This window comes from Thioalkalivibrio sp. ALE20 (assembly GCF_000381405.1).
In the GTDB taxonomy this organism is placed as follows: domain Bacteria; phylum Pseudomonadota; class Gammaproteobacteria; order Ectothiorhodospirales; family Ectothiorhodospiraceae; genus Thioalkalivibrio.
Window position 1 is genome coordinate 161,435 of record NZ_KB906475.1, and the last position, 23,367, is coordinate 184,801.

Here is a 23,367-nt window from a genome sequence, read left to right on the forward strand (position 1 = left end):
CCCCGACACGGAATGCCGATGCTCTACATGATCCAGGGCCACGATGCCCCCGATTCGCTGGACGCCCGCCTGGCGGCGCGTCCGGAACACCTGGAACGCCTGCAGGCCCTGCGCGATGCCGGACGCCTGGTGCTGGCCGGTCCGTGCCCCGCGATCGACAGCCCCGATCCGGGGCCGGCCGGTTTCAGCGCCAGCCTGATCGTCGCCGAATTCCCGTCGCTGGAAGCGGCCCGCGAATGGGCCGATGCCGATCCTTATGTCCGGGCCGGGGTGTATGCCTCGGTGGATGTCCGCCCCTTCAAGCAGGTGTTCTGAATGGCCGCATCAACGTTCCCCCTGTCCGCACCCCGCGGCCTGCTCGCGGCCGCGATCCTGGCCGCCGTCACCTCGCTTGCCGCCTGCGGCAACGATGGTCCGTCTGACGAACGCAATGGCCACGAAACCGATGCCGCCACGACGACCGAAGACGCCGAAATCCTCGCGCGCATCGATGGCGAACCGATCACCCGGGCCGATGTTTTTACCTATTCCGGCCTGGACGACGACCCCGGGCTGGCCGGCGATGATGGCGTGATCGACGAACTGATCAGCCTGCGGCTGCTGCGCCAGGAAGCCGAGCGGCGTGGCCTGCACGAGGAAGAAGAAACGCGCCGGATCCTCGAGATGGTCCGCACCAATTTCCTCGCCTCCGAGATGATGGAACGCCTGACGGCCGAACTGGAACTCACGGAGGACGACCTGCGCGCCGAATACGAGCGGCAGGTGGAGCAGATGGCCGCCGAGGAGTACCGCGCCCGCCACATCCTGGTCGAGAGCGAGGAGACCGCCCGGGACCTGCTGGCCGAACTCGAGGACGGGGCTTCGTTTGCCGAGCTGGCCGAAACGCATTCAACCGACCCCGGCTCCGCCCAACGCGGAGGTGACCTGGGCTGGTTCGAAGCCGGCCGCATGGTGCCGGCCTTCAGCGATGCCGTGCAGCGCCTGGAACCCGGCGAGACGACGACGGATCCGGTGGAAAGCCGCTTCGGCTGGCACCTGATCCGGCTGGAGGAGACGCGCCCGGTCGACCCGCCGCCCATGGAAGACGTGCGGGCCGAACTGATCGAGATCCTGGAAAGCCGCGCGATCCAGGAAGAGATCGAACGCCTGCGCGAGGCCGCCCGGATCGAGATCCCCGAACGACCGGCAAACTGACCCTGCCCGGGGGCCGGAATCGGCCCCCGGGGTTCAGGCCGACGGCTTCAGGCGAGGTTGTCGCGGATCGCCTGCGACACGGCGTCCAGCTCCGCGGGCACCCGCGTCGGCTGGACCACGCTCTGACTGATCGCGGTGTCCGGGTCCTTGAGGCCATTGCCGGTGAGCGTGCAGACCACGGTGGACCCCGCCGGGATTCGCCCCGAGCGAATGTCGCGCAGGGCACCGGCCAGCGAGGCGGCGGAGGCCGGTTCGCAGAACACTCCTTCCTTCTCCGCCAGCAGTTTCTGCGCGGCCAGGATCTCGTCATCCGCGCATTCGTCGAACCAGCCACCGGATTCCTCGCGCACCTTCCACGCCATGTCCCAGGACTGCGGGTGACCGATGCGGATCGCGGTCGCGACGGTGTCGGGATCGTCCACCATGGCCCCGCGCATGAACGGCGCCGAACCCGAGGCCTGATAGCCCACCATGTGCGGCCGGTTCCCGACCATGCCGCCGCCGGCATACTTGCAGTGCCCCTGGCAGTAGGCGCAGGCGTCGGTCACGTCCTCGCTGCTGCGGGCGGCCATCTCGCTGTAGCCGATCCAGTGTGCGGTGATGTTGCCGGCATTGCCCACCGGCAGGCAGTGATAATCCGGTGCCCGGCCCAGTTCCTCGATGATCTCGAAGGCCGCGGTCTTCTGCCCCTGCAGACGGTACGGGTTGACCGAATTGACCAGGGTCACCGGGGTATTCGAGGCCACCTCCTTGACCAGCCGCATGCCGTCGTCGAAATTCCCGGCGATCTGGATCACCGTGGCCCCGTGCATCATCGCCTGCGCCAGCTTGCCCATCGCGATCTTGCCGTCCGGGATGACCACGAACGCAGTGATCCCCGCGCGGGCGGCATAGGCCGCGGCGGCGGCCGAGGTGTTACCGGTGGAGGCGCAAACGATCGCCCGCGAACCCTCTTCCACCGCGCGGGTGACCGCCATGGTCATGCCCCGGTCCTTGAACGAGCCGGTGGGGTTCAGACCCTCGTACTTGACGTAGATCTCCACCTCGCTGTCCAGCTCGCGGGGAATGTTGTTCAGCCGGATCAGCGGCGTGGCCCCCTCGCCGAGGGAGATCACGCGGGTGTCGTCGTGGACCGGCAGCCGATCGCGGTAGCGGTCGATCAGTCCGGTGTAGCGGTGTCCGTGGGCCATGCGGATTCTCGTGTCGTGGATCGGATCGGTTGGTTGTTCAGAGCGCTTCCATGCGGATACGCGTGATCGGTGTCAGCAGGTGCGGCAGTTGTTCCACCGCCGTGATCGCCTGGTTCATCGCGCCCTCGCGCACGGCGTGCGTCAGCATGATGATGGTCGCCTCGCCCCGCTCCGGGTCGGGCTCGCGCTGCAGGATCGCCTCGATGCTGATGCCATGCTCGCCCAGGATCCGGGTAATGTCGGCCAGTACCCCCGGACGATCCTGGGCACGCAGGCGCAGGTAGAACGAGGTCTGCACATCCTCCAGCGCCAGCACCGGGCGTTCCGACAGCGCGTCCGGCTGGAACGCCAGATGCGGCACGCGATTCTCGGGGTCGGTGGTCAGCGCGCGCACCACGTCCACCAGATCGGCGACCACGGCCGAGGCGGTCGCCTCGGCACCGGCTCCGGCGCCGTAGTACAACGTGGGCCCCACCGCGTCGCCCTGCACCAGCACGGCATTCATCACCCCGTCCACATTGGCGATCAGCCGGCGTTCCGGGATCAGGGTCGGATGCACCCGCAGTTCGTAGCCGTCCGGCATGCGCCGCGCGATGCCCAGATGCTTGATGCGGTACCCCAGCTCCGCGGCGAAGCCCACGTCCTCGCGGGTGATGCCGCTGATGCCCTCGACCGCCACGCGGTCGAACTGCAGCGGGATCCCGAACGCGATGGACGCCAGGATCGCCAGCTTGTGGGCGGCATCGATGCCCTCCACGTCGAAGGTCGGATCGGCCTCGGCGTAACCCAGCGACTGGGCCTCCGCCAGCACGTCTTCAAAGTCACGACCCTTGTCGCGCATCTCGGTCAGGATGAAGTTGCCGGTCCCGTTGATGATCCCCGCCAGCCATTCGATACGATTGCCCGCCAGGCCCTCGCGGATCGCCTTGATGATCGGGATGCCGCCGGCGACCGCTGCCTCGAACGCCACCATCACGCCGCGCGAATGGGCGCGCTCGAAGATCTCGTTGCCGTACAGGGCGATCATCGCCTTGTTCGCGGTGACCACGTGCTTGCCGGCGTCGATCGCCCGCAGGACCAGGTCGCGCGGGGCATCGGTTCCGCCCATCAGCTCGACGATCACCTCCACTTCCGGGTCCTCCACCACCGACGCCGGATCGGTGGTCAGGCGGATCCCCGTGGTGTCGCAGTCACGCTCCCGTTCGATGTCGCGGGCGGCGGCCGCCACCACTTCAATGCCGCGGCCGGCGCGCCCGGCGATGTCGGTCCCGTTGCGGGCCAGCACGTTCACCGTGCCGCAGCCCACCGTTCCCAGTCCGAGAATTCCGATCTTTACCGGCGTCATATGATCCTGTTTCCCTGATCGTCCGGATGCACCGCATCCGGGTTTTGGTCTTCGAATGCCTGGTTACGCGGAGGCATCGGCGAGGACGGAATCCGCCCGGAACATCGCCTTGATCCCCCGCAGGGCCTGGCGCGTGCGCTGCTCGTTCTCGATCAGCGAGAAGCGCACGTGGTCATCCCCGTAGGAGCCGAAGCCGATCCCGGGCGAGACCGCCACCTTGGCGTCGCGCAGCAGCTTCTTGGCGAACTCCAGCGACCCCATCTCGCGATAGGGCTCGGGGATCGGCACCCAGACGAACATGGTCGCATTCGGCTTTTCCACTGCCCAGCCCAGCTTGTTCAGGCCGTCGCACAGCACGTCGCGGCGCACGCGATAGGTCTCGCGGATCTCGTCGACACAGTCCTGCGGCCCTTCCAGTGCGGAGATCGCCGCCACCTGAATGGGCGTGAAGGTGCCGTAGTCGAGATACGACTTGATGCGCGCCAGGGCCGCCACCAGCGTGGGATTGCCGCACATGAATCCCACCCTCCAGCCGGGCATGTTGTAGGTCTTGGACAGGGTGTAGAACTCCACCGCGATGTCCTTGGCGCCCGGCACTTCGAGGATCGAGGGGGCCCGATAGCCGTCGAACGCGATCTCGGCGTAGGCCAGATCGTGCACGATCCAGATCCCGTGCTCGCGGCAGATCTCCACCACCCGTTCAAAGAACTCCAGATCCACGCACTGCGTGGTCGGATTCCCCGGGAAGTTCAGGATCAGCATCTTCGGCTTGGGCCAGGAATCGCGGATCGCGCGCTCCAGCTCGGCAAAGAAATCGACGTCCGGCGTCAGCGGCACGTGGCGCACGTCGGCGCCGGCGATTACGCAGCCATAGGGGTGGATGGGATACGCCGGGTTCGGCACCAGCACCGCATCTCCCGGCCCCAGGGTGGCCAGCGCCAGATGCGCCAGGCCTTCCTTGGAGCCAATGGTCACGATCGCCTCGGTTTCCGGATCGAGCTCCACGTCGAAACGATCCTGATACCAGCGGGTGACGGCACGGCGCAGGCGCGGGATCCCGCGCGACACCGAATAACGGTGGGTGTCGCCGCGCTGTACCGCCTCGGTCAGCTTGTCGACGATGTGCTTCGGCGTCGGCTGGTCCGGATTGCCCATGCCGAAATCGATGATGTCCTCGCCGCGAGCTCGTGCCTCGGCCTTCAACTCGTTCACGATGTTGAAGACGTAGGGGGGCAGTCGCTCGATGCGGGGAAAGACGTCGGTCACGGGTCGATTCCTGATTGGGCCCGGGATCACCGGGCGTAGGCTTTGCGGCGCTGGCGACCGGCGCGATCAGGATACGCGCACCCTGATCCGGCGCGCGCCGGGAAACGGGTCAAACTATAACCCGCACCGGAACCTGTCAACGCATTCCGCCGCAAGGCTTGTTTCGCCACCCGCGCTTTCGCTATGATTCGCGCCCGTTCGTGGCCGGGTGCCACGAGCGCATGTTGAGCCATACGAGGTATGACGACACCCATGGACAGTTGCAGTTGCCGATGCACGAAGGCCGCCGGCGCGGCGGATGACGTGTATCCAGCTGTCCGTCGGACCCGGACCCGCCGCCTCCTCGCCTGAACGAGGCCCCGGAACCCGGTCCGTCGTGACCTGGATACACGCCGGATCACGGGTTCCCGCACATCATCCTGGTAGTGACCGGGTCGTGCCTGCCCCACCGCCCGCTCCCCGATCGGGGACCTCCGGACGGCTTTCGCATCGTGTTGTTGGTTAATTTCACTGAATCGATGCGAGGAGACCGAAGATGACCGAACTGGCAATGGACACCGTGCAGGATTTCCCCACGGCCACTGAATTCCGCGGCGATCATGCCGCTGGGGGCGTGCACTGGGCCGACATGCGTCCCGACCCCGCCGTGGCGGGTATCCTGGGCGCGCTGGACGCCGGCCAGCTGGCCGCCGCCCGCATGCGCTTCCTCAAGCTGACCGAACGGGCGCAGGCCGAGGTGCTGCAGGCGCTGGATCCCGATACCCTGGCGCGGCTGGCCGACCGTCTGCCCAGCCATGGTCTGGCGCAGGCCTGCGAACACCTGGCGGAGTCCGAGCGCCGTGACGTGCTCGGTGCCCTGCCCGGCGGCAAGCGTCACGGCGTGCGCGTGATCCTCGACCACCGCGCGCGTCTGGCCTGAGGCAAAGCCCCGGGCGGACTGCCGGCCGCGGCGATCGCCCGGCCGGCCGACCCGCTCACCCGCAACCAACCATTGCCCCTCCCGCCACCTTGCGACCGTTCATCGCCCGTCATCCCCTGCTCGCCGGGGCCCTGTTCCAGGGTGCACTCATCCCCGTGGCGTTCGCGCTGGCGGCGCTCGCCGGAGTGCCTTTGCTGGGCGCGATGGACTGGAGCATCGAGGCCGTGGCCCTGGGCCTGCTGGTCACCACCCCGATGTTCCTGCTGGTCGCCGTGCTGGGCTGGACCGACCACCCGGCGTTTCGCGACATTCGGGCACAGCTGCAGGAATTCCTGGATCTGCTGTTTCGCGGGGCCCCGGCCGGCTCGGTAGTGCTGATCGCGGTGCTCGCCGGGGTCGGCGAGGAGCTTCTGGTACGCGGCGTGCTACAGCAGTGGCTGGGTCTTCACCTGCCGCCCGGGGCCGCGATCCTGCTGGCCTCGGTGCTGTTCGGGCTGGCGCACTACGTCAGCCATCTGTACTTCGTCTTCGCCACCCTCATCGGCCTGTATCTCGGCTGGGTCTACCACGTGACCGAGAACCTGGTGGTGGTGATGATCGCGCACGCGGCCTACGACTGGGCGGTCATCCGCTGGTATCTGGCCCGCCCCGCCTGAGGCGTACGCGAACGCGTCCGCGCTACTCTGCCGGATCGCGGGCGTGCGCCTGCAGCACGTCCAGCGGGATGATCGCCAGGGTCTCCTCGTGGGTCGCCCGCAGGTATACCCCCGGCGCCACGCCGGCCCGATACGCCTCCACCCAGCGGCCGGCGCACAGGCACCACCGGTCTCCGGGCTTGAGCCCGGGGAAGCCGAAGGCCTCCATCGGCGTCACCAGATCGTTGCCCTGCGCCAGGGAATAATCCAGAAACGCCTGCGTCACTTCGGCACAGACCGTATGGATGCCGGTGTCGTCGTGTCCGGTGGCACAGCGCCCGTCGCGATAGAACCCGGTCACCGGGTCGCGGCCACAGGGCTCGAGTTCCTCACCGAAGACATTGCGCGAGGCAAAGGGCTGCATTGATGGCTCCCTGAGTACGGATTCAGATTCACAAGGATACCCGATCTGCGCATGGTGTTTCGCGCAACCGGACTCGCCGGGCGGATCCGGCGCGATTGCACCGGGCGAATTTCCATCTCCATAATGAGCCAATAGCGATCGGGCACCAAGCAGGGATCAAGGATGAAAACGGATCAACATCAATACGGGCCCGACGATACGCTGGTCATCGATTACCGCAGCCTGATCGAGGACCACCCGCACATCATCACGGTCTACCGGCCCGACACCACGATCCTGTTCGCCAACCGCATGGCGCGGGAATACTTCGGGGCGGATCTGGTCGGCCGGCGCTGGATCGAGGATCTGCCCCCCGAACACCAGGAGGCCAACCTCGCCGACCTGGCGCGCTTCACGCCGGAACAGCCGGTCCGGATCATCGAAAACCCGGTCATTCGGGCGGACGGTACCCGGCGCTGGGTCGAATGGACCTCCCGCGCCTTCTTCGACGAGCACGGGCGGCTCACCCACCTGCAGACCCTGGGCATCGACTCCACCGAGCGCCACCAGGCCCGCGAAGCGCTGGAACAGCGCGAGGCCGAACTCGCCGAGGCGCAACGCATCGCCCATCTGGGTTCCTGGATCTCGGATTTCGAAAACGACGAGATCCGCTGGTCGGACGAGGTCTATCGCATCTTCGGCATGACCCGGGATCAGTGGGGTGCCAACCACGAATCGTTCATGGCGGCCGTTCACCCCGACGACCGGGAGCGGGTCCAGCAGGCGATCAATGCCTCCCTGCGTCCGGACGGTCCGGAATATGACATCGAACACCGCATTCGCCGCCCGGACGGCACCACGCGGGTGGTCTATCAGCGTGGCACCGTGCGTTTCGACGAGCAGGGCCGTCCACGGCGCATGGCCGGAATCGTGCACGACATCACCGAACGCCGCGAGACCGAAGACCGGCTGCAATACCTGACCTGGCACGACCCCCTGACCGGGCTGCCCAACCGCGAACTGTTCCTGCAGCGTCTGAACGAAAGCATGGAATACGCCCGCGACCGCGGTTCGCCGTTGCTGATCCTCCATCTGGGCCTCGACCGCTTCAAGGGGATCAACGAGGGGCTCGGCCACGCCGCCGGCGACGCACTGCTGCAGCGGGTCAGCCAGCGTCTGGCAGGCGCCCTCGAGGAAGGCGACACCCTGGCCCGGATCGGTGGCGACGAATTCGGCATCGTGCTGGGCCACAGTGCCGAGGCCGAAACCCTGGTCCGCCAGGCGGCCGGATTGGTGGATCATTTGAAGGAACTCTTCGCGATGGATGGCGAAGAGGTCTACGTTCCCGGCTCGGCCGGGGCGGCCCTCTACCCCGACGATGGCAGCGAACCCGAGGAGCTGCTGCGCCGCGCGGGTGCCGCCATGGATCAGGCCAAACGGGAAGGCGGTAACGGACTGCGTTTCTGCTCCGGCGAACTCAACACCACGGCGCGTGCACGGGTCGCCCTAGAAGGCCAGCTCCGGCGCGCCGTCTACCGGCAGGAAGGCTTCTTCCTGCACTATCAGCCGCGGGTCGAGGCCGGGAACGGGCGCATTACCGGTCTCGAAGCCCTCCTCCGCTGGCAGGATCCCAACGGACAGGTGCTGTCGCCGGGGACCTTCATCCCGGTACTGGAAGAAACCGGACTGATTCGGGAACTGGGCGAATGGATCCTGCGCGAGGCCTGCCTCCAGCATCAGCGCTGGAAGGCCAGCGGACTGCCCTCGCCGCGGATCTCCATCAACCTGGCCGCCCCGCAGTTCCGTGACCGGGACCTGCCGCGGCGGATCCGCCGGATCCTCGCCGAAACCGGCACGCCGGCCGATGCGCTGGAGCTCGAGGTGACCGAGAGCATGTTGATGGCCGACATTCAGCGGGTCATCCACACCCTGGGGGCATTTCGCGACATGGGGCTGCGGGTGGCCCTGGACGACTTCGGCACCGGGTACTCGTCACTCGCCTACCTCCAGCGTTTCCCGCTGGACGTGCTCAAGATCGACCGCAGCTTCGTGCGCGACCTCGACAATGGCGGCAGCGGCAAGGCCATCGTACGTACGGTCCTCAGCCTCGCCGAAAACCTGAACCTGGAGACCGTCGCCGAAGGGGTGGAAAACATCGAACAGCAGCGTTTCCTGGAAGCCGCCGGCTGTGGCACGCTCCAGGGGGGTCCTGCTCGCCCGTCCCGCTCCCGCGGCACAGTGCGCCGGACTCCTCGTGCGGGGCGTCATCACCCCGGACAAACCCTGACCCGCGACCACCGCCCCGGTCACGCCCCCGCCCGGGCATCGGCCGGGGGAATCAGGCCTCCGGGCGCATGTGCGGGAACAGCAGCACGTCGCGGATGGAGCTGGAGTCGGTCAGCAGCATCACCAGGCGGTCGATCCCGATGCCCTCCCCGGCGGTGGGCGGCAGGCCGTGCTCGAGGGCACGGATGAAGTCGGCATCGAAATGCATGGCCTCGTCGTCACCCGCGTCCTTCTCCGCGACCTGCTCGCGGAAACGCTCGGCCTGATCCTCGGCGTCGTTGAGCTCGGAGAACCCGTTGGCGATCTCGCGCCCGCCGACGAACAGCTCGAAGCGATCGGTGACGAACGGGTTGTCGTCATTGCGCCGGGCCAGCGGTGAGACCTCGGTGGGATAGGCGGTGATGAACGTCGGGTCGTGCAGCTGATTCTCTGCGGTGGCCTCGAACAGCTCGGTCCACAGCTTGCCAAGCCCGACCCCCGGCTTCACCTCGATGCCCTTGCGCTCGCAGTGCGCACGCACGCGCTCGATGTCGTCCAGGTCGGCGTCCGCGATGTCGTCGTTGTGGGCGAGGATCGCCTCGCGCACGGTCATGCGCGCGAACGACCGGCCGAACTCGTAGGTCACGCCCTGGTATTCCACGGTGGTGGTCCCCAGCACGTGCTCGCACAGCCCGCGCAGCAGCGCCTCGGTGCGATCCATCAGCGCATGGTGATCCACGAAGGCCTCGTAGAACTCCAGCATGGTGAACTCGGGGTTGTGCCGCGTGGACAGCCCCTCGTTACGGAAATTGCGGTTGATCTCGAAGACCTTCTCGAACCCGCCCACCACCAGGCGCTTGAGGAACAGCTCCGGGGCCACGCGCAGGTACAGCGGCATGTCCAGCGCATTGTGGTGGGTAACGAACGGACGTGCAGTGGCCCCGCCCGGGATCACCTGCATCATCGGGGTCTCCACCTCGAGAAAACCCGCGTCCTCGAAGTAGTCACGGATGAAGCGGATGATCCGCGTACGCCGCCGGAACAGCTCGCGCGATTCCGGACTGGTGATCAGGTCCACGTAGCGCTGGCGGTAGCGCGCCTCCTGATCGGTCAGGCCGTGGAACTTCTCCGGCAGCGGCCGCAGGGCCTTGGTCAGCAGGCGGAATTCGGTCAGGTTGACGGTCAGCTCGCCGGTCTTCGTGCGGAACAGCGTGCCGCGCGCGCCGACGATGTCGCCCAGATCCCACTGCTTGAAGGCCGCATACACCCCTTCCGGCAGGGCATCGCGCTGCACGAACAGCTGGATGTCGCCACTCATGTCCCGCAGGCGCACGAAACTGGCCTTGCCCATCACCCGTTTGCCGATCATGCGCCCGGCCACGCAGACCTCGATGCCCTCGGCCTCCAGCGCCTCGCCTTCGGTCTCGCCATAGGCCGCGTGCAGCTCCCCGGCCAGCGCGTCACGGCGGAAGTCATTGGGGAAGGTGTTCCCGGCCGTGCGCAGCTCGTCGAGCTTGGCGCGGCGCTGCGCGATCAGCTTGTTCTCGTCGGTGGTTTCGGTCATCGAGGGTTTTCCGGGGTTACAGCCCGCTCTTCAGGCTGGCTTCAATGAAGGGATCGAGGTTGCCGTCGAGCACGCCCTGGGTGTTGCCGACCTCCACGCCCGTGCGCAGATCCTTGATCCGCGACTGGTCCAGGACATAGGAGCGTATCTGGCTGCCCCAGCCGATGTCCGACTTGGTCTCTTCCTGCGCCTGTTTGGCCGCGTTCTGCTCCTGGATCTTCTGCTCGTACAGCTTGGCCCGCAGCTGGTTCATCGCCATCTCGCGGTTCTTGTGCTGCGAGCGTCCGGCCTGACAGGCGGCCACGATGCCCGTGGGTTCGTGGGTGATACGCACCGCCGAGTCGGTGGTATTGACGTGCTGCCCGCCGGCCCCGGAGGAACGGTAGGTATCCACGCGCAGGTCGGAGGGATCGATCTCGATCTCGATGTTCTCGTCCACCTCGGGCGAGACGAACACCGACGCGAACGAGGTATGGCGCCGGTTGCCGGAGTCGAACGGCGACTTGCGCACCAGGCGGTGAACGCCGGTCTCGGTGCGCAGCCAGCCGAATGCATGGTCGCCCTCGACACGCACCGCCGCGCTCTTGATCCCCGCGGTCTCGCCCTCGGAGAGCTCGGTGACCTCCACCTTGAAGCCCTTGCTCTCGGCCCAGCGCAGATACATCCGCAGCAGCATGTTGGCCCAGTCCTGCGCCTCGGTGCCGCCGGAACCGGCCTGGATGTCGACGTAGGCATTGGCCTCGTCCATCTCGCCGGAGAACATGCGGCGGAACTCCAAGGCCTCGACACGCGCGGTCAGCCCCGCGACATCCGCCTCGACCGAAGATACGGTTTCCGCGTCATCGTCGGCCTCGGCCATCTCCAGCAGTTCGCGACTGTCCTTCAGTGCATCCGTGATCTCGCGGATGTTGAGGACGATGCCCTCCAGCTGGGCCCGTTCCTTGTTCAGGGCCTGGGCCTGCTCCGGTTGATTCCAGATGTCCGGGTTTTCTTCCAGCTCGCGCTGTACTTCTTCCAGCCGTTCTTCCTTGCCAGCGTAGTCAAAGATACCCCCTCAGGCCGTCGATGCGGCCTTGCAGGTCTTCGATCCGGCTGTAGAGCGGACTCAGTTCCATGGTGTGTCCCCGTGCGGAAAAAGCCCGGGAGTATACCAAGCCCGGCCGCCTGCGTGGTATCACTCATGCATGGAGTTACAGACCGGGCCACGGCATCCGCCGGCGCCACAGCGCCCAGGTATCGCGTCCGCGCAGGATGCGACGCGGGCCCTCCGCCGGTGGCAGCAGCGGATCCTCGATCTCCAGACGCCCGGTGCGACCGAAGCGCAGGCCGGCGGCGCGCGGGGCGATGACCTCGAGCACCAGCGAGGACAGCAGCTCGGCCATGCGTTCCGGGCTCGCCGGACCGTCCAGCGAATCCATCACGATCACGTCGCCACCCGACGCCGGATCGGGATTCCAGTCCGCCCCCGCGGTCTCCGCCAGCCAGCGGGCGTGGATGCCGCCACCGGCGATCTGCACGGCCGGCGCGACGGGCGCCGGGTCGCCCGGCGACCAGAACCACAGCCCCTGCACCGGGTCCAGACCACTCTGTTCGCGCTGCTGGTTGACCGGATGCTGGAACCAGGCCATCTGGATCGCGTTGCCCAGCACCTGCAGGCTGCGGGCGGCCTCGCTGTCCAGGCCGGCGGCCGGCATCGGCCGGCCCCAGCCCGCCGACGGGCTGCGGGCGCCGTCGGCACCCGCGGCGGCCATCGACAGCAGCCACAAGCCCTGCGGCGACTGATCCAGCCGCGCCCCGACCTTTTCCAGCTCCGGTGCGGCGGCCGCCCAAAGGGCCTCCCGATCGGTATCGGCGACCCCGTCCACCGGGCGGGCGGTCAGGTCCCGCATGCCGGCATTCAGTGCTACCGGACTGGCCAGCCAGGTACGCAAGGCGGACCCCGTCTCTCCTCCGTTTCCGGGTTCCGTATATCCCAGCGCCTGCGCAAGGGTCCGCTCCCAGCCGGGCGGTTCGTCCGGTCGCACCCCCGTGACGGTTTCAGCGGGCGTCGCCGCGCGCGAACGCGCGAGCAGCTGCCGCAGCCACCGTACCGCCAGCCCGCCGCCCCCGGCGGCGCGTGCCGCCACCAGGGCATCGCGCAGCCCCGGCACCAGAATCCGCACGTCGCTCATCGCAGCCACCTCCGCGGAACAGCCAACCGCGCGCTTTCGTCTCTCATGCAAGGCCCCCTAGGATGAACCCGGGCATGGTAGCAGCCGAGCGCGGCGATCATGGAGAAGCCCCGCAGCCAGGGTCTATGCTTTACGAAAGAATCGACCGCAACGCGGTCCGGGAGCCCGATATGGGAACCGCAACTCAACACGTTTCATCCGCCCGCAACGGCTTGCGCGCCGCGGGTACCCTGCTGATCGCGGCGCTGTGGCTGTTCGTCGGTGCGGCGCCGGCGGAAGACTACCCCGCGGATTCGCAGATCGAGTGGAACAGCTTCGACCCCGAACTGTTCGACCGGGCCGAGGATCAGAACCAGCCGCTGTTCTTCTACTTCCACGGGCAATGGTGCACCTGGTGCATCGACTTCCAGAACGAGTCGCTGGAAAACCCCATGGTGGTGGACATCCTGAACGAGGAGTACATCCCGGTCCTGATCGACCTGGATCGGCGCGCCGACCTCTTCACGCGCTATGGCGGCCGCGGTCTGCCCTTCGTGGTCATCACCACCCCGGACGATGACGTGATCTCGCGCTTCACCGGGCATATCCGCGCCGACGGCCTGTACCGGATCCTGGAGCGCCAGCAGCGGGTGGTGTCGGTGACGGGGCGCGAGGAAACCCCCGCCGAGGAACCGATCACCACGGTCGGCGGCTTTCTTGAAATGCTCGACCAGGTGTACGTCGCCGACGCCGACCGCCTCAGCGGCAGCGCGCTGTTCGGCACCCTGAGCAAGCGCCCGCAACCCTGGACCTACCGCTTCCTGCTGGATCAGGAGGAATGGACCGGGCGCATGCCGGGTCTGCTGGATCAGGTGGCCGAAGACCTGCACGACCCGGTGGATGGCGGTTTCTTTTTCTTCTATGACTTCGACCAGCGCGACCCGGACCGAGCCCTGGAGACCTCCAAACGCCTGGATCAGAATGCCGCGTTCCTGTGGCTGTTCGCCCGCGCCTGGGAAGAAACCGGCGATGAACGCTACCGCGACATCGCGGAAGACGTGATTCGCTGGCTGCGCGATGCGATGTGGGACGAGGACCAGCGGCGCTTCGGCAACTCCCAGTACGCCGACAATGCCTATTATCGACTGGATCCGGATGAACGCCGCGCCACCGATCCGCCGCGGGTCGATCGCACGACCTACGCCCATACCTCGGGGCAGGCCATCGCGGCACTGGCCGCCAGTGCGCGGATCTTCGACGATGACGAGCTGCTCGAGTGGGCCGACACCGCCCTGCGCGGCGTGGATGCCTATCTGGGCATCCCGGCGGGTTTCCTGCATGCGGTCACTGAGGAGGGCCAGCCCGAACTGGAAGGCTATCTGCCCGCGCAGATCTGGCCGGAAATCGCCCGTCTGGAACTGCGCCGGGCCGCCCGGGCGCTGGAGCGCGATCCGACGGACACCGCCGCCGGCGAACCCGACCCGCAGGCGCGCCTGGACCGGCTGCAGCCGTTCTTCGACGAGGATCTGAACGCCCATGCCGAGCGACTGGACGGGGAACTCGAACCCTGGACCGAGGTACCCACCCAGGCCGCACTGGCCTGGTGGCTGCATTACCTGCCGGCGGAGGCGGTGGCGGCCAGCCACGTGGACCCGGCGGCCGTGGAAGCCCAGCTGCAGATCCATCCCGGTGCCGACCCCGATGACATCGCGCTCGGATTCGCCGCCCTGCAGCGCGGCATGCCGGGCGAGGATTAAGAAGCGATCATTCCCCGCCTTCGGCCGACGCGGAGGGATCCTCCCGGGCCTCCAGGCGCTGGCGCAAACGCTCCGCCTCGGCCCCGGTGCGCACCTCCAGCACCTCGATGCCTTCGCCCCCGGCCTCCGGGGGCGGAGCATCGGACCAGGGATCCGGGTCCAGGTGTCCGCTCTGGTAGGCCCAGCCCAGATAGCCAAGGTTGGCCAGCAGCAACGCAAAAACCGTCCAGCGCATCATTCCCCCGCCCTCCCCGTGCGTGACTCGTCCGCCAGCTCCAGCCCGGCGAGCACCGCCAGCCCGTCCAGCACGGGCCGGGGATCCATTCTGACCGGCCCCGGCAGATCCTCCATCAGCATCCGGGCATCCCCCCCCGTCAGGAGACAGACCGGCACGCGCGCCACCCCCGCAGAGCCGGTGCCCCCCTCCTCGGGGTACGGGGTGTCCGCGAGCGATTCACGGCCGGCCGCCACCACGGTCGCCACGCCCGCCGCCCAGGCCGTGGCCCAGCCCCGGTCCAGTGCCGCGGCCGTACTCTGCCCCGGCGAGCGCTCGGGCCACGGATCAAAACCGGCGCCCGGCGCACGCGGGGCGATGCGGTCGCTCAGCAGCTTCTGCATCCCGGCCCAGCCGCCGTGCAGCCCCGGCAGGATGTAACCCCCGAGATGCACACCGTCGGCGCGCAGCACGTCCACGGTGACGGCGGTTCCGGCATCCACCAGCACCACCGGCTGCCCCGGGTCGCGCGCGCGCGCCGCCAGCAGGGCACAATAACGATCCACGCCCAGCTGGCCGTGGGCATACCGCGACACCAGCACGCCCGACTGCGCCGCCGCCCCGGGGCCCACGCCGGACTCCGCCTCCAGACGGGGTTCCACCTCCTCGACCGTCAGACCGGGCCAGGCCGTGGCCAGGGCCTCGCGCAGGCGCTGCGAGCGCTCCGGTGCCCCGACCCGCGCCAGCCATGCGGCCACCGGCGGAACCGCCACCGTCCGCGCCAGCTCCGCCACGCCGGCCGCGATATCGGCGTCGGCACCGCTGGCCTGTTCCACCCCGGACGCGTCGCGCAGGGACCATTTGAGGCGGCTGCTGCCCAGATCCAGCAGTAGCGTCAGGCCCGGGTTCCCGTCACTCGGCATGATTCCACCTGCGCACGCTGACCTCTCCGGAATGCAAAGCCTGTTCCTCGCCCCGTTCCCCGCTTTCTTCGCCGCGCACCCGGAGCGTTCCGGCCTGCGGATCGATCCCCAGCGCGAGGAAGCGCTCGCCGGTCTCCAGGCGTTCCACGCGCTGCCCGGCCAGCACATCCACGGCGCCCAGCCGCTCGCCAGCCTGACTCAGACCGTGTGCCATCAGCCATGGATGCGCCTCGAGCAAACCGGCAGCGAGGCGCCCCGCCAGTTCCAGCCAGCCCGGCGGCGGGACACCCTGCGCGGCCAGGTCCGTCACCGCACGCCCCAGCTGCAGACGCTGCGACCCGGCGCGGTTCAGTCCCACTCCCGCCACCAGGCGCCCGCCGACCCCGTTCGCGACACGCGGCGCCTGCTGCTCGACCAGGATGCCCCCCAGCTTGGCTTCGCCGACCACCAGATCATTGGGCCATTTCAGGCCGACCGCGGCGTAACCCAGCTCGTGCAGGGTCTCGCCGAGCACCAGTCCGGCGCCCACCGGCCACGCCGGCGGCACCCGCTCGCCCGGTTCCAGCGGCCACGCCACGGACAGTGCAATGCCGTCTTCCGGGTGCCCGACCCAGTCCCGGCCACGACGGCCCCGACCGGCGGTCTGCTCGCGCGCCAGACACACCCGTCCGGCCCGCGGCAGCGCATCGGCGGACACGTCCTCCAGGAGATAGCGGCTGGTGGAATCCACCCGATCCAGGACTTCCACCCGGGCCGGCCCCGCGTGCGCGGATTCATCGCGCAGAAGGCCTTCCAGCGCCGTGGTTTCCGGCGCCATAATGGCGGCAGTCGAGGAGAAGGCGGTCATGGGGATCGGCAGATCGACGGGAGAAGCGGCTTGAACACGGTCCATCATCTTACGGCGTTGCGCAGGGGGTTGTCCGCCCTGACCCTCGTGGTCGGGTCACTGACCCTGGTGGGGGGCTTCGCGGCCCCGGTGCCGGCGCAGGCCGATTTCTACACCTGGATCGATGACGATGGCGCCCGCGTCATCAGCGACGAACCGCCCGAACACGGCGATTACGAGGACGTCCCCGGTCCCTCGTCCTCGCGCGGCAACACGGCCACCGGCGATGACGACGGCTGGTCGCCGACCGAGATCTTCGTCTTCGAGGGACCCGACGGCGAACGTCTGGTCACCAACCTGCGCAACCAGGGACCCGGCATGGAACTGATCGCCCAGTACGGCCGTCCGCCGGCGCGCGCCCGCTGCGGCCGCAACGCGCAACGGGCGATGGCCAGCGGCGGCGGGGAATACGCCGACATCATCCACGACGCCGCCGGCCGCGAAGGCGTGGATCCGGAACTCGTCCTGTCCGTGATCCACGTGGAGTCCTGCTTCGACCCCGAGGCCGTGTCACGGGTGGGCGCCCACGGGCTGATGCAGCTGATGCCGGCCACCGCGGCGGAGCTGGGGGTGACCGACCGTTTCGACCCGGTCCAGAACGTCCAGGGCGGTGTGCGCTATCTGGCCGCCATGCTGCAGCGCTTCGACGGCGACCTGGACCTGGCCCTGGCGGCCTACAACGCAGGTCCGGGTGCGGTGGAACGCCATGGCGGTGTCCCGCCCTACGAGGAAACCCGCGAATACATCCGCCGCATCGGTCGGCACTACAACGGCGACCAGCCGCTGGTCCGCGCCGGCTCCGGCTGACGCCGCTTCAGCGCCGCTCGCGCCCGCAGTTCCAGCACTGGGTGAACTGCGGCTCGATCCGCTCGCCGCAGCTCGGGCAGGTCCATTCGGTCGCGTCACCCACCGGATCGCCCTCGAGGTATTCCATCACCAGTTCCCGCGCCTCGGTGGCCTGCTCCTCGTGCACCACCACGATGCGCGCCCAGCACTCGTTGGGCGGGATCTCGCCCGAGGCGCCGTAGAGCCCGGCCTGATGCACGTGGGCGGGAATCCCCGCGTCGTTGAGCATGCCGCCGATGAACTCGGCCATTACCGGATCGGCGTTGTGGTAGACGGTCTTCATGGATCAGTGTTTCCCATGCCCGCCCGGCGCTACTGGACCGTGCCCTGGTTGGCGGCCTGGAAGTACTCCATGGCCTTCTGGATGGCGTACATCGGCCCGTCATCCATCGCCTCGCGGGTATGCGGCAACTGAATGTCGGCGTGGTACTTGCGCAGCGCCAGCACATGGATCGGCAGCTCGCGACCGAACTTGTCGTTGGCATAGTTGAAATGCTGCGCCAGTCCCAGCACCAGATGCACCCGATCGTTCGCCTCCAGTGACTCGGGCGACACGGCGACCTCCGGCATCTGTCCCACCTGCCCGGCCACCTGCACCTCGATGCGGCGGTCGCCGTCGGCCGGTGCGGGGCGTTCCGTCTCGTCGGTCACCAGTTTCAGGTTCTCGGAGAGGTCCAGATACCCCTTGTTCAGGATGTGCTGGTGCGGCTGAAACACCTTGCTGGACATGTTCACCGCCCACAGCTCGAGGATCTCCTTGAGATCCTGCGCCGGCTGGGTGTCACCCAGCGCGAACAGCTGCTGCGCGTAGAGGATGTCCCACACCCATACCTGCCCGTATTCGGGCAGCTCGTCGCCGGATTCGTCCACCGAAACCGTCTGCAGTTCGGGCTGCTCGGCGTCGGGGGCATGCAGGGTGAGAGTGAAGGTGGCCAAGGAACTGCTCCATTCAGACGTTTTCCCCATTGTAGCGATGCGACGCCGACCGCGGGGAGATCTTTCATCCCGCCCGGGGCCTTCGCACCGGCTGCAGGGCCCGCCACAGCCGCCAGCCTAGGAGCACCGCCAGCACTGCAGCGTAGATCCCCACCTCGACGTAGTCCGCGCCGCGGGTCAGCCACAGCACGTGCAGGATGGCCAGCACGCCCGCCGCATAGGCCAGGCGGTGCAGACGCGGCCACCAGCGCCGCAACCGCCGCTGCGCACCCCGCGTGGAGGTCAGCGCCAGCGCCAGCAGGATCAGCCAGGCGGCAAAGCCGACCGTGACATAGGGCCGGTGGCGGATGTCATCGAGGATCAGCACCCAGTCAAAGAACAGATCCAGCCCGACCCAGACCAGCAGGTGCGCGCTGACCCAGGCAAAGGCCACCAGCCCGAGCATCCGCCGCAGCGCGCTGATCCAGGCCAGGCCGGTCCATTGGCGCAGCGGCGTGACCGCCAGTGCCACCAGCAGCGCGATCATCGCGTGGGTGCCGGTATCCGCCAGCAGCCGCTCGATCGGGTTGACCCCGAGACCGCCGAACCACCCGGCCGCGCGCAGCGCGATCCACACCCCCGGCGCCAGCGAGACCACCAGCACCAGGGTCCACACCCCGCGCGGAGGCCGGGCCGATGCGCGCCGGCGTCTTTCCACTCAGAACTTCTCGGTCAGGTCCATTCCGGCATACATCGAGGCAACCTCTTCCCCGTAGCCGTTGAACATCTCGGTGCGCCGGCGGCGGAATTCGCCGATGCGCCGCTCGGTGGCCTGCGACCAGCGCGGGTGGTCCACATCGGGGTTCACGTTGCTGTAGAAGCCGTATTCGTTCGGCTGCATGCGGTTCCACGAGGTCGGAGGTTCGTCCTCGACGAAGCGGATGCGCACGATCGACTTGATGCTCTTGAAGCCGTATTTCCACGGCACCACCAGGCGGATCGGCGCCCCGTTCTGGTTGGGCAGCACATGGTCGTACATCCCCACCGAAATGATCGTCAGCGGATGCCGCGCTTCGTCCATGCGCAGCCCTTCCACGTACGGCCACTCGAGCACGCTGCGACGCTGCCCCGGCAGGTTATCCGGGTCGTGGATGCTCTCGAAGGCAACATAACGGGCGCTGCCGGTCGGCTCGGCACGGTCGATGATGCGGTTGAGCTCGAAGCCGATCCACGGGATCACCATCGACCAGCCTTCCACGCAACGCAGGCGGTAGATCCGCTCCTCCAGCGACCAGGGGTCGATGAAATCTTCCAGCGCATACTCCCCGGGGTTGTCGCAGAGCCCCTCCACACGGATGCTCCAGGGATCGGTCTGCAGCTTGTCCGCCAGGCGGTGCGGATCTTCCTTGCCGGTACCCAGCTCGAAGAAGTTGTTGTAGGTGGTCGCGTCCTCGAACGGGGTCAGCGATTCGTCGGTGGAGAACTCGCCCGGCTCCGCGTCCAGGGGCTGCAGCTCGTCGCGCAGGTCCGCACCCGCCGGGCCCGCAAGCCCCAGCGCCCCCAGGCCCAGCCCCGCCCCGAGGGCCAGACCGCCCTTCATGAACTCGCGGCGGCGCCGGTAGACCGCCTCGGGCGTCACCTCGCTGCGCGGGATGTCACTGCGCCGGCGAACACGAATCAGCATGGGGTCTTCCTCGTCCGGGGATCTGAACCAATCGACCCCGCAGCGGCGTGTGAGTTCGCGCGCCCGGACAATTCCGACCAAGCCGCGAAGCGCCCACCCCGTCATTGCGAGGAGCCGAAGCTCTGCCCTCCCCTCCACCCCGTCATTGCGAGGAGCCGAAGGCGACGCGGCAATCGGCCAAAGATGCCTGCACCCTGGCACAGGCGGCTTCGGATGGAGATCGCCACGTCACTGCGCGACTCGCGATGACGGGGAAAAGGAGGGCCATGCGAATCGCGATGACGGGGACGCGAATGGCGTCGCGCGAACACGAACGGGGGCGGGTGCGTAAACGGGTTCGCGAACCGGTGCGGGTGCGGGTACGAATCAAACGATCGCGCCGGGTCCGGTCACCGCGGGATCCGCGAACCACCACTGTTATCATGTTTCACCGTCGCACCACGGAGACCGCCATGAGCCGCACAGAACCCGCCCACCGGGACATCCCGGTCAACCTTGTCACCGGCTTCCTCGGGGTCGGCAAGACCACCACCATCCGCGCCCTGCTGGCCCAGCGCCCGCAGGACGAGCGCTGGGCGGTACTGGTCAACGAGTTCGGCGAGATCGGCGTGGACGGCGGCCTGCTGGCCGACACCGGCGTGCGCACCGAGGAGATCCCCGGCGGCTGCCTGTGCTGCGTCTCCGCGCAGATGTTCACCGTGGGCCTCAACCGTCTGATCCGCCAGCAGCAGCCCGACCGCATCCTGATCGAGCCCACCGGCCTCGGGCATCCGGCCGAGATCATCCGCACCCTGACCGCCCCGCCCTACGACACCGCGCTGGATCTGCGCGCGACCGTCACGGTGATGGACGCACGCCACCTCGCCTCGCCGCGCCACCGCGAGCACCCCAACTGGAACGACCAGATCGCGGTGGCCGACGTGCTGATCGCGAACAAGGCCGATGCCTGGAGCGAGGCCGACCGCGAGGCCCTGCATGCGTTCGTGGCCAGCCTGCCAGCTCCGCGCCCGCAGGTGATCGAGACCCGTAAGGGGCACATCGATGCGGCGCTGCTGGACGCCCCGCGCCTGGAGCACGGTGGCGCCCTGTTCCCGGAGGCCCGGGCGTTCCTGGCTGCGACCGCGGACACCGGCCACGATCATGGCCATGACCACGACCATGACCATGAGCACCACCACGAACATGAACACGGCGCCGATTCCGACCCCGGCGACTGGGTCGTGATCGACAATCGCGGCGACGGGTTCGTCGGCCGTTCATGGCGCTTCCCGACGTCCACCGTGTTCGATCACGCGGCGCTGGAGGCCCTGATCCAGGAACAGGACGCGGACCGCCTCAAGGGAGTGCTGCAGACCGAACGCGGCTGGCAGCAGATCAACCGGGTGGAGCGCGATGGCGGCCTGGAAGCCCTGACGACGCCCCCGGACACCACCCCGCCCCGCCTGGAGCTGATCCGTGCCGAAAGCGGCGACCGCGGCGGCCGCGAGGAGCTCGAGGCGCTCAACGCCGTGGACCGCGCCCTGCGGCGCGCCGCCCGACTGCCCGCGGACGACGACTGAGCCGCCAACGCCCCCAATCAGGCCCCGGGGCCTACTGCGGACCGGGCGGCACCTCGCGGTCGCTGAACTCCGCGCGGTAGAACCACTCGTTCCCCGGCAGGCTGTTGGGGTTGGGGAACACGATGAAACCGTCCTCCGGCGCGCGCACCTCGGTCCCGTCGGCGCGCACGCCGATCAGATCACCCCGGGTCAACGGATCGAAACTCTTCCACTCGCGGGCGAAGGCATCATCCGGGTGGTCGCGGTCGATGACCTCCACCAGGCGCAGCACCTCGGGGTCGGCCTGCCCGGGCGTGGCGCGCTGCGGCAGCATCGCCAGCTGGGCCAGCGCGTTGATGATGGCGTTGTACGCCACCTCCGGCGCCTGCGGGTCGTCGTGCTGGCCGCATTCCAGGGTCACCCCGTAGCCGCCCTGGCTGCGCATGTACTCGGTGGTGCCGATGCCGTAGCTTGGATCGGTGGACAGGATCTGCGCCCGGTGGCTCGCGTTGGGGTTCTTCATGCGCTTCTCCACCCCGCGCGCATAGGTGTCCAGCCAGCCCTCCACCATGCGCCGCGGTCCCAGGCAGGCCGCCAGCGCCTGTTCCTCGGCCGCCTGCGAGAACGGCTCCAGCTCGCCGTCGTTGTCACGCGGGCCGAGCATGATGAACGGCTGCCCGCCGGTGTGGAACGAATGCAGGTCCAGCAGCACGTCATGCGCCGCCAGCAGCGGGCAAAGCCGGTTGGCAATACGGTCCTCGAAATCCTGCGGATCCTCGGTCACCCGCAGGTTGCGATTGAGATTGCGCTCGCCCATGCGCTGGTTGCGCTGCACCGCCAGCGGGTTGGTGCGCGGCACCAGCGTGAGCGTGCCGCGCAGCAGCTCGCGTTCGCCGGATTCCAGTTCCGCCTGCAGCCGCTCGGTCGCCTCGGTGCCGCACAGCTCGTTGCCATGCACCGCACCCAGCACGATCAGGCGCGGCCCGGGCTCCAGGCCGTGGAAGGTGACGGATTTCAGCGCCGTGGGCTGACCGGACATGCGCACACTCCTGCTTGCGTGGAAAAGGCGCAGTCTAGCGACCGTCCCCGCGATCCTCCAGCCGCGGGCCACAATGATGATTATGAAAAGCAAGCACACCCGTCCAACGCCAACGCCGACAAGCAAGAAAACGTTCAGGCGGCAGCCACAGCAGGCGACAGTCGTTGTCGGCGGCTAGCCCGCCGCTGGACTGCGTCGGGCCAAGCTTCACGCCAGAGGCGTCATGACAGCGACCCCGGCTCATGCCGCCGGGTCCGGGTGGAGTCGGGCCTGCTGCTGGCGGTAGGCGTCCATGCCGATGCGCCCGATCTGCGGGGTGAGCCGGCAGCGCTGGCTGCGCCAGGGGAAGCGGGCCTGGGCCCTTCGGCGCTCCGCGCCCTCGCCGGACTTCCAGGCCTCCAGATCGAGATCGCGCCAGAAGCGCGGGTCGCGGCCGGTCTGACGATCATGCTCGGCGGTCACCGGGTCGCGGGCGCGGAACGGCTCCAGGCGGGGCACGTCCGGCATGGGCTGGGTGATGTCCATGTAGCGCTGGATCATGTCCCACAGGGCGCGCACCTCGTGGTCGTGATCGACTACCCCGCTCAGCGAGGTCCGGTTGAACTGCTCGCCGCTGTAGCGGTGCACGAACATC

The 23,367-nt window shown here is 68.3% G+C and carries 22 protein-coding genes and 2 pseudogenes; 8 read left to right on the top strand and 16 right to left on the bottom strand.

Annotated elements, in window-relative coordinates; genetic code table 11:
* The first annotated feature begins 18 nt into the window (after window positions 1-18).
* Window positions 19-315, top strand: a complete 297-nt coding sequence (locus F790_RS0109275; protein WP_018869598.1) for a YciI family protein — start codon at window positions 19-21, stop codon at window positions 313-315.
* Complete coding sequence (locus F790_RS0109280) at window positions 316-1,194, top strand: peptidylprolyl isomerase (RefSeq protein ID WP_019570068.1); 879 nt, start codon at window positions 316-318, stop codon at window positions 1,192-1,194.
* A gap of 47 nt (window positions 1,195-1,241) precedes the next feature.
* Here the strand turns inward: F790_RS0109280 and thrC are convergent, their stop codons facing one another.
* From thrC to alaC, 3 genes are all read right to left on the bottom strand, one after another.
* Window positions 1,242-2,384, bottom strand: coding sequence for a threonine synthase (thrC, locus tag F790_RS0109285; RefSeq protein ID WP_018869600.1), 1,143 nt, complete (start codon window positions 2,382-2,384; stop codon window positions 1,242-1,244).
* Window positions 2,385-2,421: 37 nt separating this feature from the next.
* The gene (locus F790_RS0109290) at window positions 2,422-3,729 is read right to left on the bottom strand and encodes a homoserine dehydrogenase (protein ID WP_018869601.1); all 1,308 of its coding nucleotides are present in this window, start codon (window positions 3,727-3,729) and stop codon (window positions 2,422-2,424) included.
* 63 nt (window positions 3,730-3,792) lie between these two features.
* Entirely contained in the window at window positions 3,793-4,995 is a 1,203-nt protein-coding gene (gene alaC, locus F790_RS0109295) for an alanine transaminase (protein WP_019591482.1), read from the bottom strand.
* A gap of 535 nt (window positions 4,996-5,530) precedes the next feature.
* Here alaC and F790_RS0109300 point away from each other — a divergent pair.
* Both F790_RS0109300 and F790_RS0109305 read left to right on the top strand, forming a co-directional pair.
* Window positions 5,531-5,914: a magnesium transporter MgtE N-terminal domain-containing protein gene (locus tag F790_RS0109300; RefSeq protein ID WP_019590075.1), complete on the top strand. Its 384-nt coding sequence runs from the start codon at window positions 5,531-5,533 to the stop codon at window positions 5,912-5,914.
* Window positions 5,915-6,003: 89 nt separating this feature from the next.
* On the top strand, window positions 6,004-6,570 hold the full coding sequence (locus F790_RS0109305) for a CPBP family intramembrane glutamic endopeptidase (RefSeq protein ID WP_019570072.1): 567 nt from the start codon (window positions 6,004-6,006) through the stop codon (window positions 6,568-6,570).
* 22 nt (window positions 6,571-6,592) lie between these two features.
* Here F790_RS0109305 and F790_RS0109310 read toward each other — a convergent pair whose 3' ends face one another.
* Window positions 6,593-6,973: a DUF2237 family protein gene (locus F790_RS0109310; protein ID WP_018869605.1), complete on the bottom strand. Its 381-nt coding sequence runs from the start codon at window positions 6,971-6,973 to the stop codon at window positions 6,593-6,595.
* A 162-nt stretch (window positions 6,974-7,135) separates the two neighbouring features.
* Between F790_RS0109310 and F790_RS13820 the strand changes: the two are divergent.
* Window positions 7,136-9,239 (top strand): annotated as a pseudogene (locus tag F790_RS13820) (putative bifunctional diguanylate cyclase/phosphodiesterase).
* Window positions 9,240-9,290: 51 nt separating this feature from the next.
* On the opposite strand, the gene lysS reads toward F790_RS13820, so the two are convergent.
* The 3 genes from lysS to F790_RS0109330 all read right to left on the bottom strand — a co-directional run bounded on the left by lysS (window position 9,291) and on the right by F790_RS0109330 (window position 12,952).
* On the bottom strand, window positions 9,291-10,781 hold the full coding sequence (lysS, locus tag F790_RS0109320; RefSeq protein ID WP_019591484.1) for a lysine--tRNA ligase: 1,491 nt from the start codon (window positions 10,779-10,781) through the stop codon (window positions 9,291-9,293).
* A gap of 16 nt (window positions 10,782-10,797) precedes the next feature.
* Window positions 10,798-11,896, bottom strand: a protein-coding gene (gene prfB, locus F790_RS0109325) for a peptide chain release factor 2 (protein WP_156824328.1) whose coding sequence is annotated in 2 segments (ribosomal slippage) — window positions 10,798-11,823 and window positions 11,825-11,896 — 1,098 coding nt in all. Because the reading frame shifts where the segments join, the coding sequence is not laid out codon by codon here.
* Window positions 11,897-11,971: 75 nt separating this feature from the next.
* On the bottom strand, window positions 11,972-12,952 hold the full coding sequence (locus F790_RS0109330; protein ID WP_019022177.1) for a hypothetical protein: 981 nt from the start codon (window positions 12,950-12,952) through the stop codon (window positions 11,972-11,974).
* A gap of 170 nt (window positions 12,953-13,122) precedes the next feature.
* Between F790_RS0109330 and F790_RS0109335 the strand changes: the two genes are divergently transcribed.
* Window positions 13,123-14,688, top strand: coding sequence for a DUF255 domain-containing protein (locus F790_RS0109335; RefSeq protein WP_019591486.1), 1,566 nt, complete (start codon window positions 13,123-13,125; stop codon window positions 14,686-14,688).
* A gap of 7 nt (window positions 14,689-14,695) precedes the next feature.
* Here F790_RS0109335 and F790_RS0109340 read toward each other — a convergent pair whose 3' ends face one another.
* Genes F790_RS0109340 through F790_RS0109350 form a run of 3 tightly spaced genes read right to left on the bottom strand, consistent with a single transcriptional unit; the run spans window position 14,696 to window position 16,642 of the window.
* A complete protein-coding gene (locus F790_RS0109340) occupies window positions 14,696-14,926 on the bottom strand; it encodes a hypothetical protein (RefSeq protein ID WP_019591487.1) in 231 nt (76 codons plus the stop codon).
* On the bottom strand, window positions 14,923-15,825 hold the full coding sequence (locus tag F790_RS0109345) for a type III pantothenate kinase (RefSeq protein ID WP_019591488.1): 903 nt from the start codon (window positions 15,823-15,825) through the stop codon (window positions 14,923-14,925). Before F790_RS0109345 ends, F790_RS0109340 begins: the two co-directional genes overlap by 4 nt.
* Window positions 15,815-16,642 carry a biotin--[acetyl-CoA-carboxylase] ligase gene (locus F790_RS0109350; RefSeq protein ID WP_019591489.1) on the bottom strand — a complete coding sequence of 276 codons (828 nt, stop codon included), beginning with the start codon at window positions 16,640-16,642 and terminating at the stop codon, window positions 15,815-15,817. Before F790_RS0109350 ends, F790_RS0109345 begins: the two co-directional genes overlap by 11 nt.
* Window positions 16,643-16,741: 99 nt before the next feature.
* Here F790_RS0109350 and F790_RS0109355 point away from each other — a divergent pair, with 99 nt between their 5' ends.
* Window positions 16,742-17,518, top strand: coding sequence for a lytic transglycosylase domain-containing protein (locus tag F790_RS0109355; protein ID WP_019591490.1), 777 nt, complete (start codon window positions 16,742-16,744; stop codon window positions 17,516-17,518).
* A 7-nt stretch (window positions 17,519-17,525) separates the two neighbouring features.
* Here the strand turns inward: F790_RS0109355 and F790_RS0109360 are convergent, their stop codons facing one another.
* The 4 genes from F790_RS0109360 to msrP all read right to left on the bottom strand — a co-directional run bounded on the left by F790_RS0109360 (window position 17,526) and on the right by msrP (window position 20,156).
* The gene (locus tag F790_RS0109360) at window positions 17,526-17,840 is read right to left on the bottom strand and encodes a DUF2007 domain-containing protein (RefSeq protein ID WP_018869615.1); all 315 of its coding nucleotides are present in this window, start codon (window positions 17,838-17,840) and stop codon (window positions 17,526-17,528) included.
* Window positions 17,841-17,869: 29 nt separating this feature from the next.
* Window positions 17,870-18,493 carry a hypothetical protein gene (locus F790_RS0109365; RefSeq protein WP_019591491.1) on the bottom strand — a complete coding sequence of 208 codons (624 nt, stop codon included), beginning with the start codon at window positions 18,491-18,493 and terminating at the stop codon, window positions 17,870-17,872.
* 64 nt (window positions 18,494-18,557) lie between these two features.
* Complete coding sequence (locus tag F790_RS0109370) at window positions 18,558-19,190, bottom strand: sulfite oxidase heme-binding subunit YedZ (protein ID WP_026332914.1); 633 nt, start codon at window positions 19,188-19,190, stop codon at window positions 18,558-18,560.
* Window positions 19,191-20,156, bottom strand: coding sequence for a protein-methionine-sulfoxide reductase catalytic subunit MsrP (msrP, locus tag F790_RS0109375; protein WP_019591493.1), 966 nt, complete (start codon window positions 20,154-20,156; stop codon window positions 19,191-19,193).
* A gap of 452 nt (window positions 20,157-20,608) precedes the next feature.
* On the opposite strand from msrP, the gene F790_RS0109380 reads away from it, so the two are divergent.
* Entirely contained in the window at window positions 20,609-21,715 is a 1,107-nt protein-coding gene (locus F790_RS0109380) for a GTP-binding protein (protein WP_019022186.1), read from the top strand.
* 31 nt (window positions 21,716-21,746) lie between these two features.
* Here F790_RS0109380 and F790_RS0109385 read toward each other — a convergent pair whose 3' ends face one another.
* Both F790_RS0109385 and F790_RS0109390 read right to left on the bottom strand, forming a co-directional pair.
* Window positions 21,747-22,733 carry a succinylglutamate desuccinylase/aspartoacylase family protein gene (locus F790_RS0109385; protein WP_019591494.1) on the bottom strand — a complete coding sequence of 329 codons (987 nt, stop codon included), beginning with the start codon at window positions 22,731-22,733 and terminating at the stop codon, window positions 21,747-21,749.
* 240 nt (window positions 22,734-22,973) lie between these two features.
* A pseudogene (locus F790_RS0109390) lies at window positions 22,974-23,367 on the bottom strand (hypothetical protein); the annotation flags it as partial.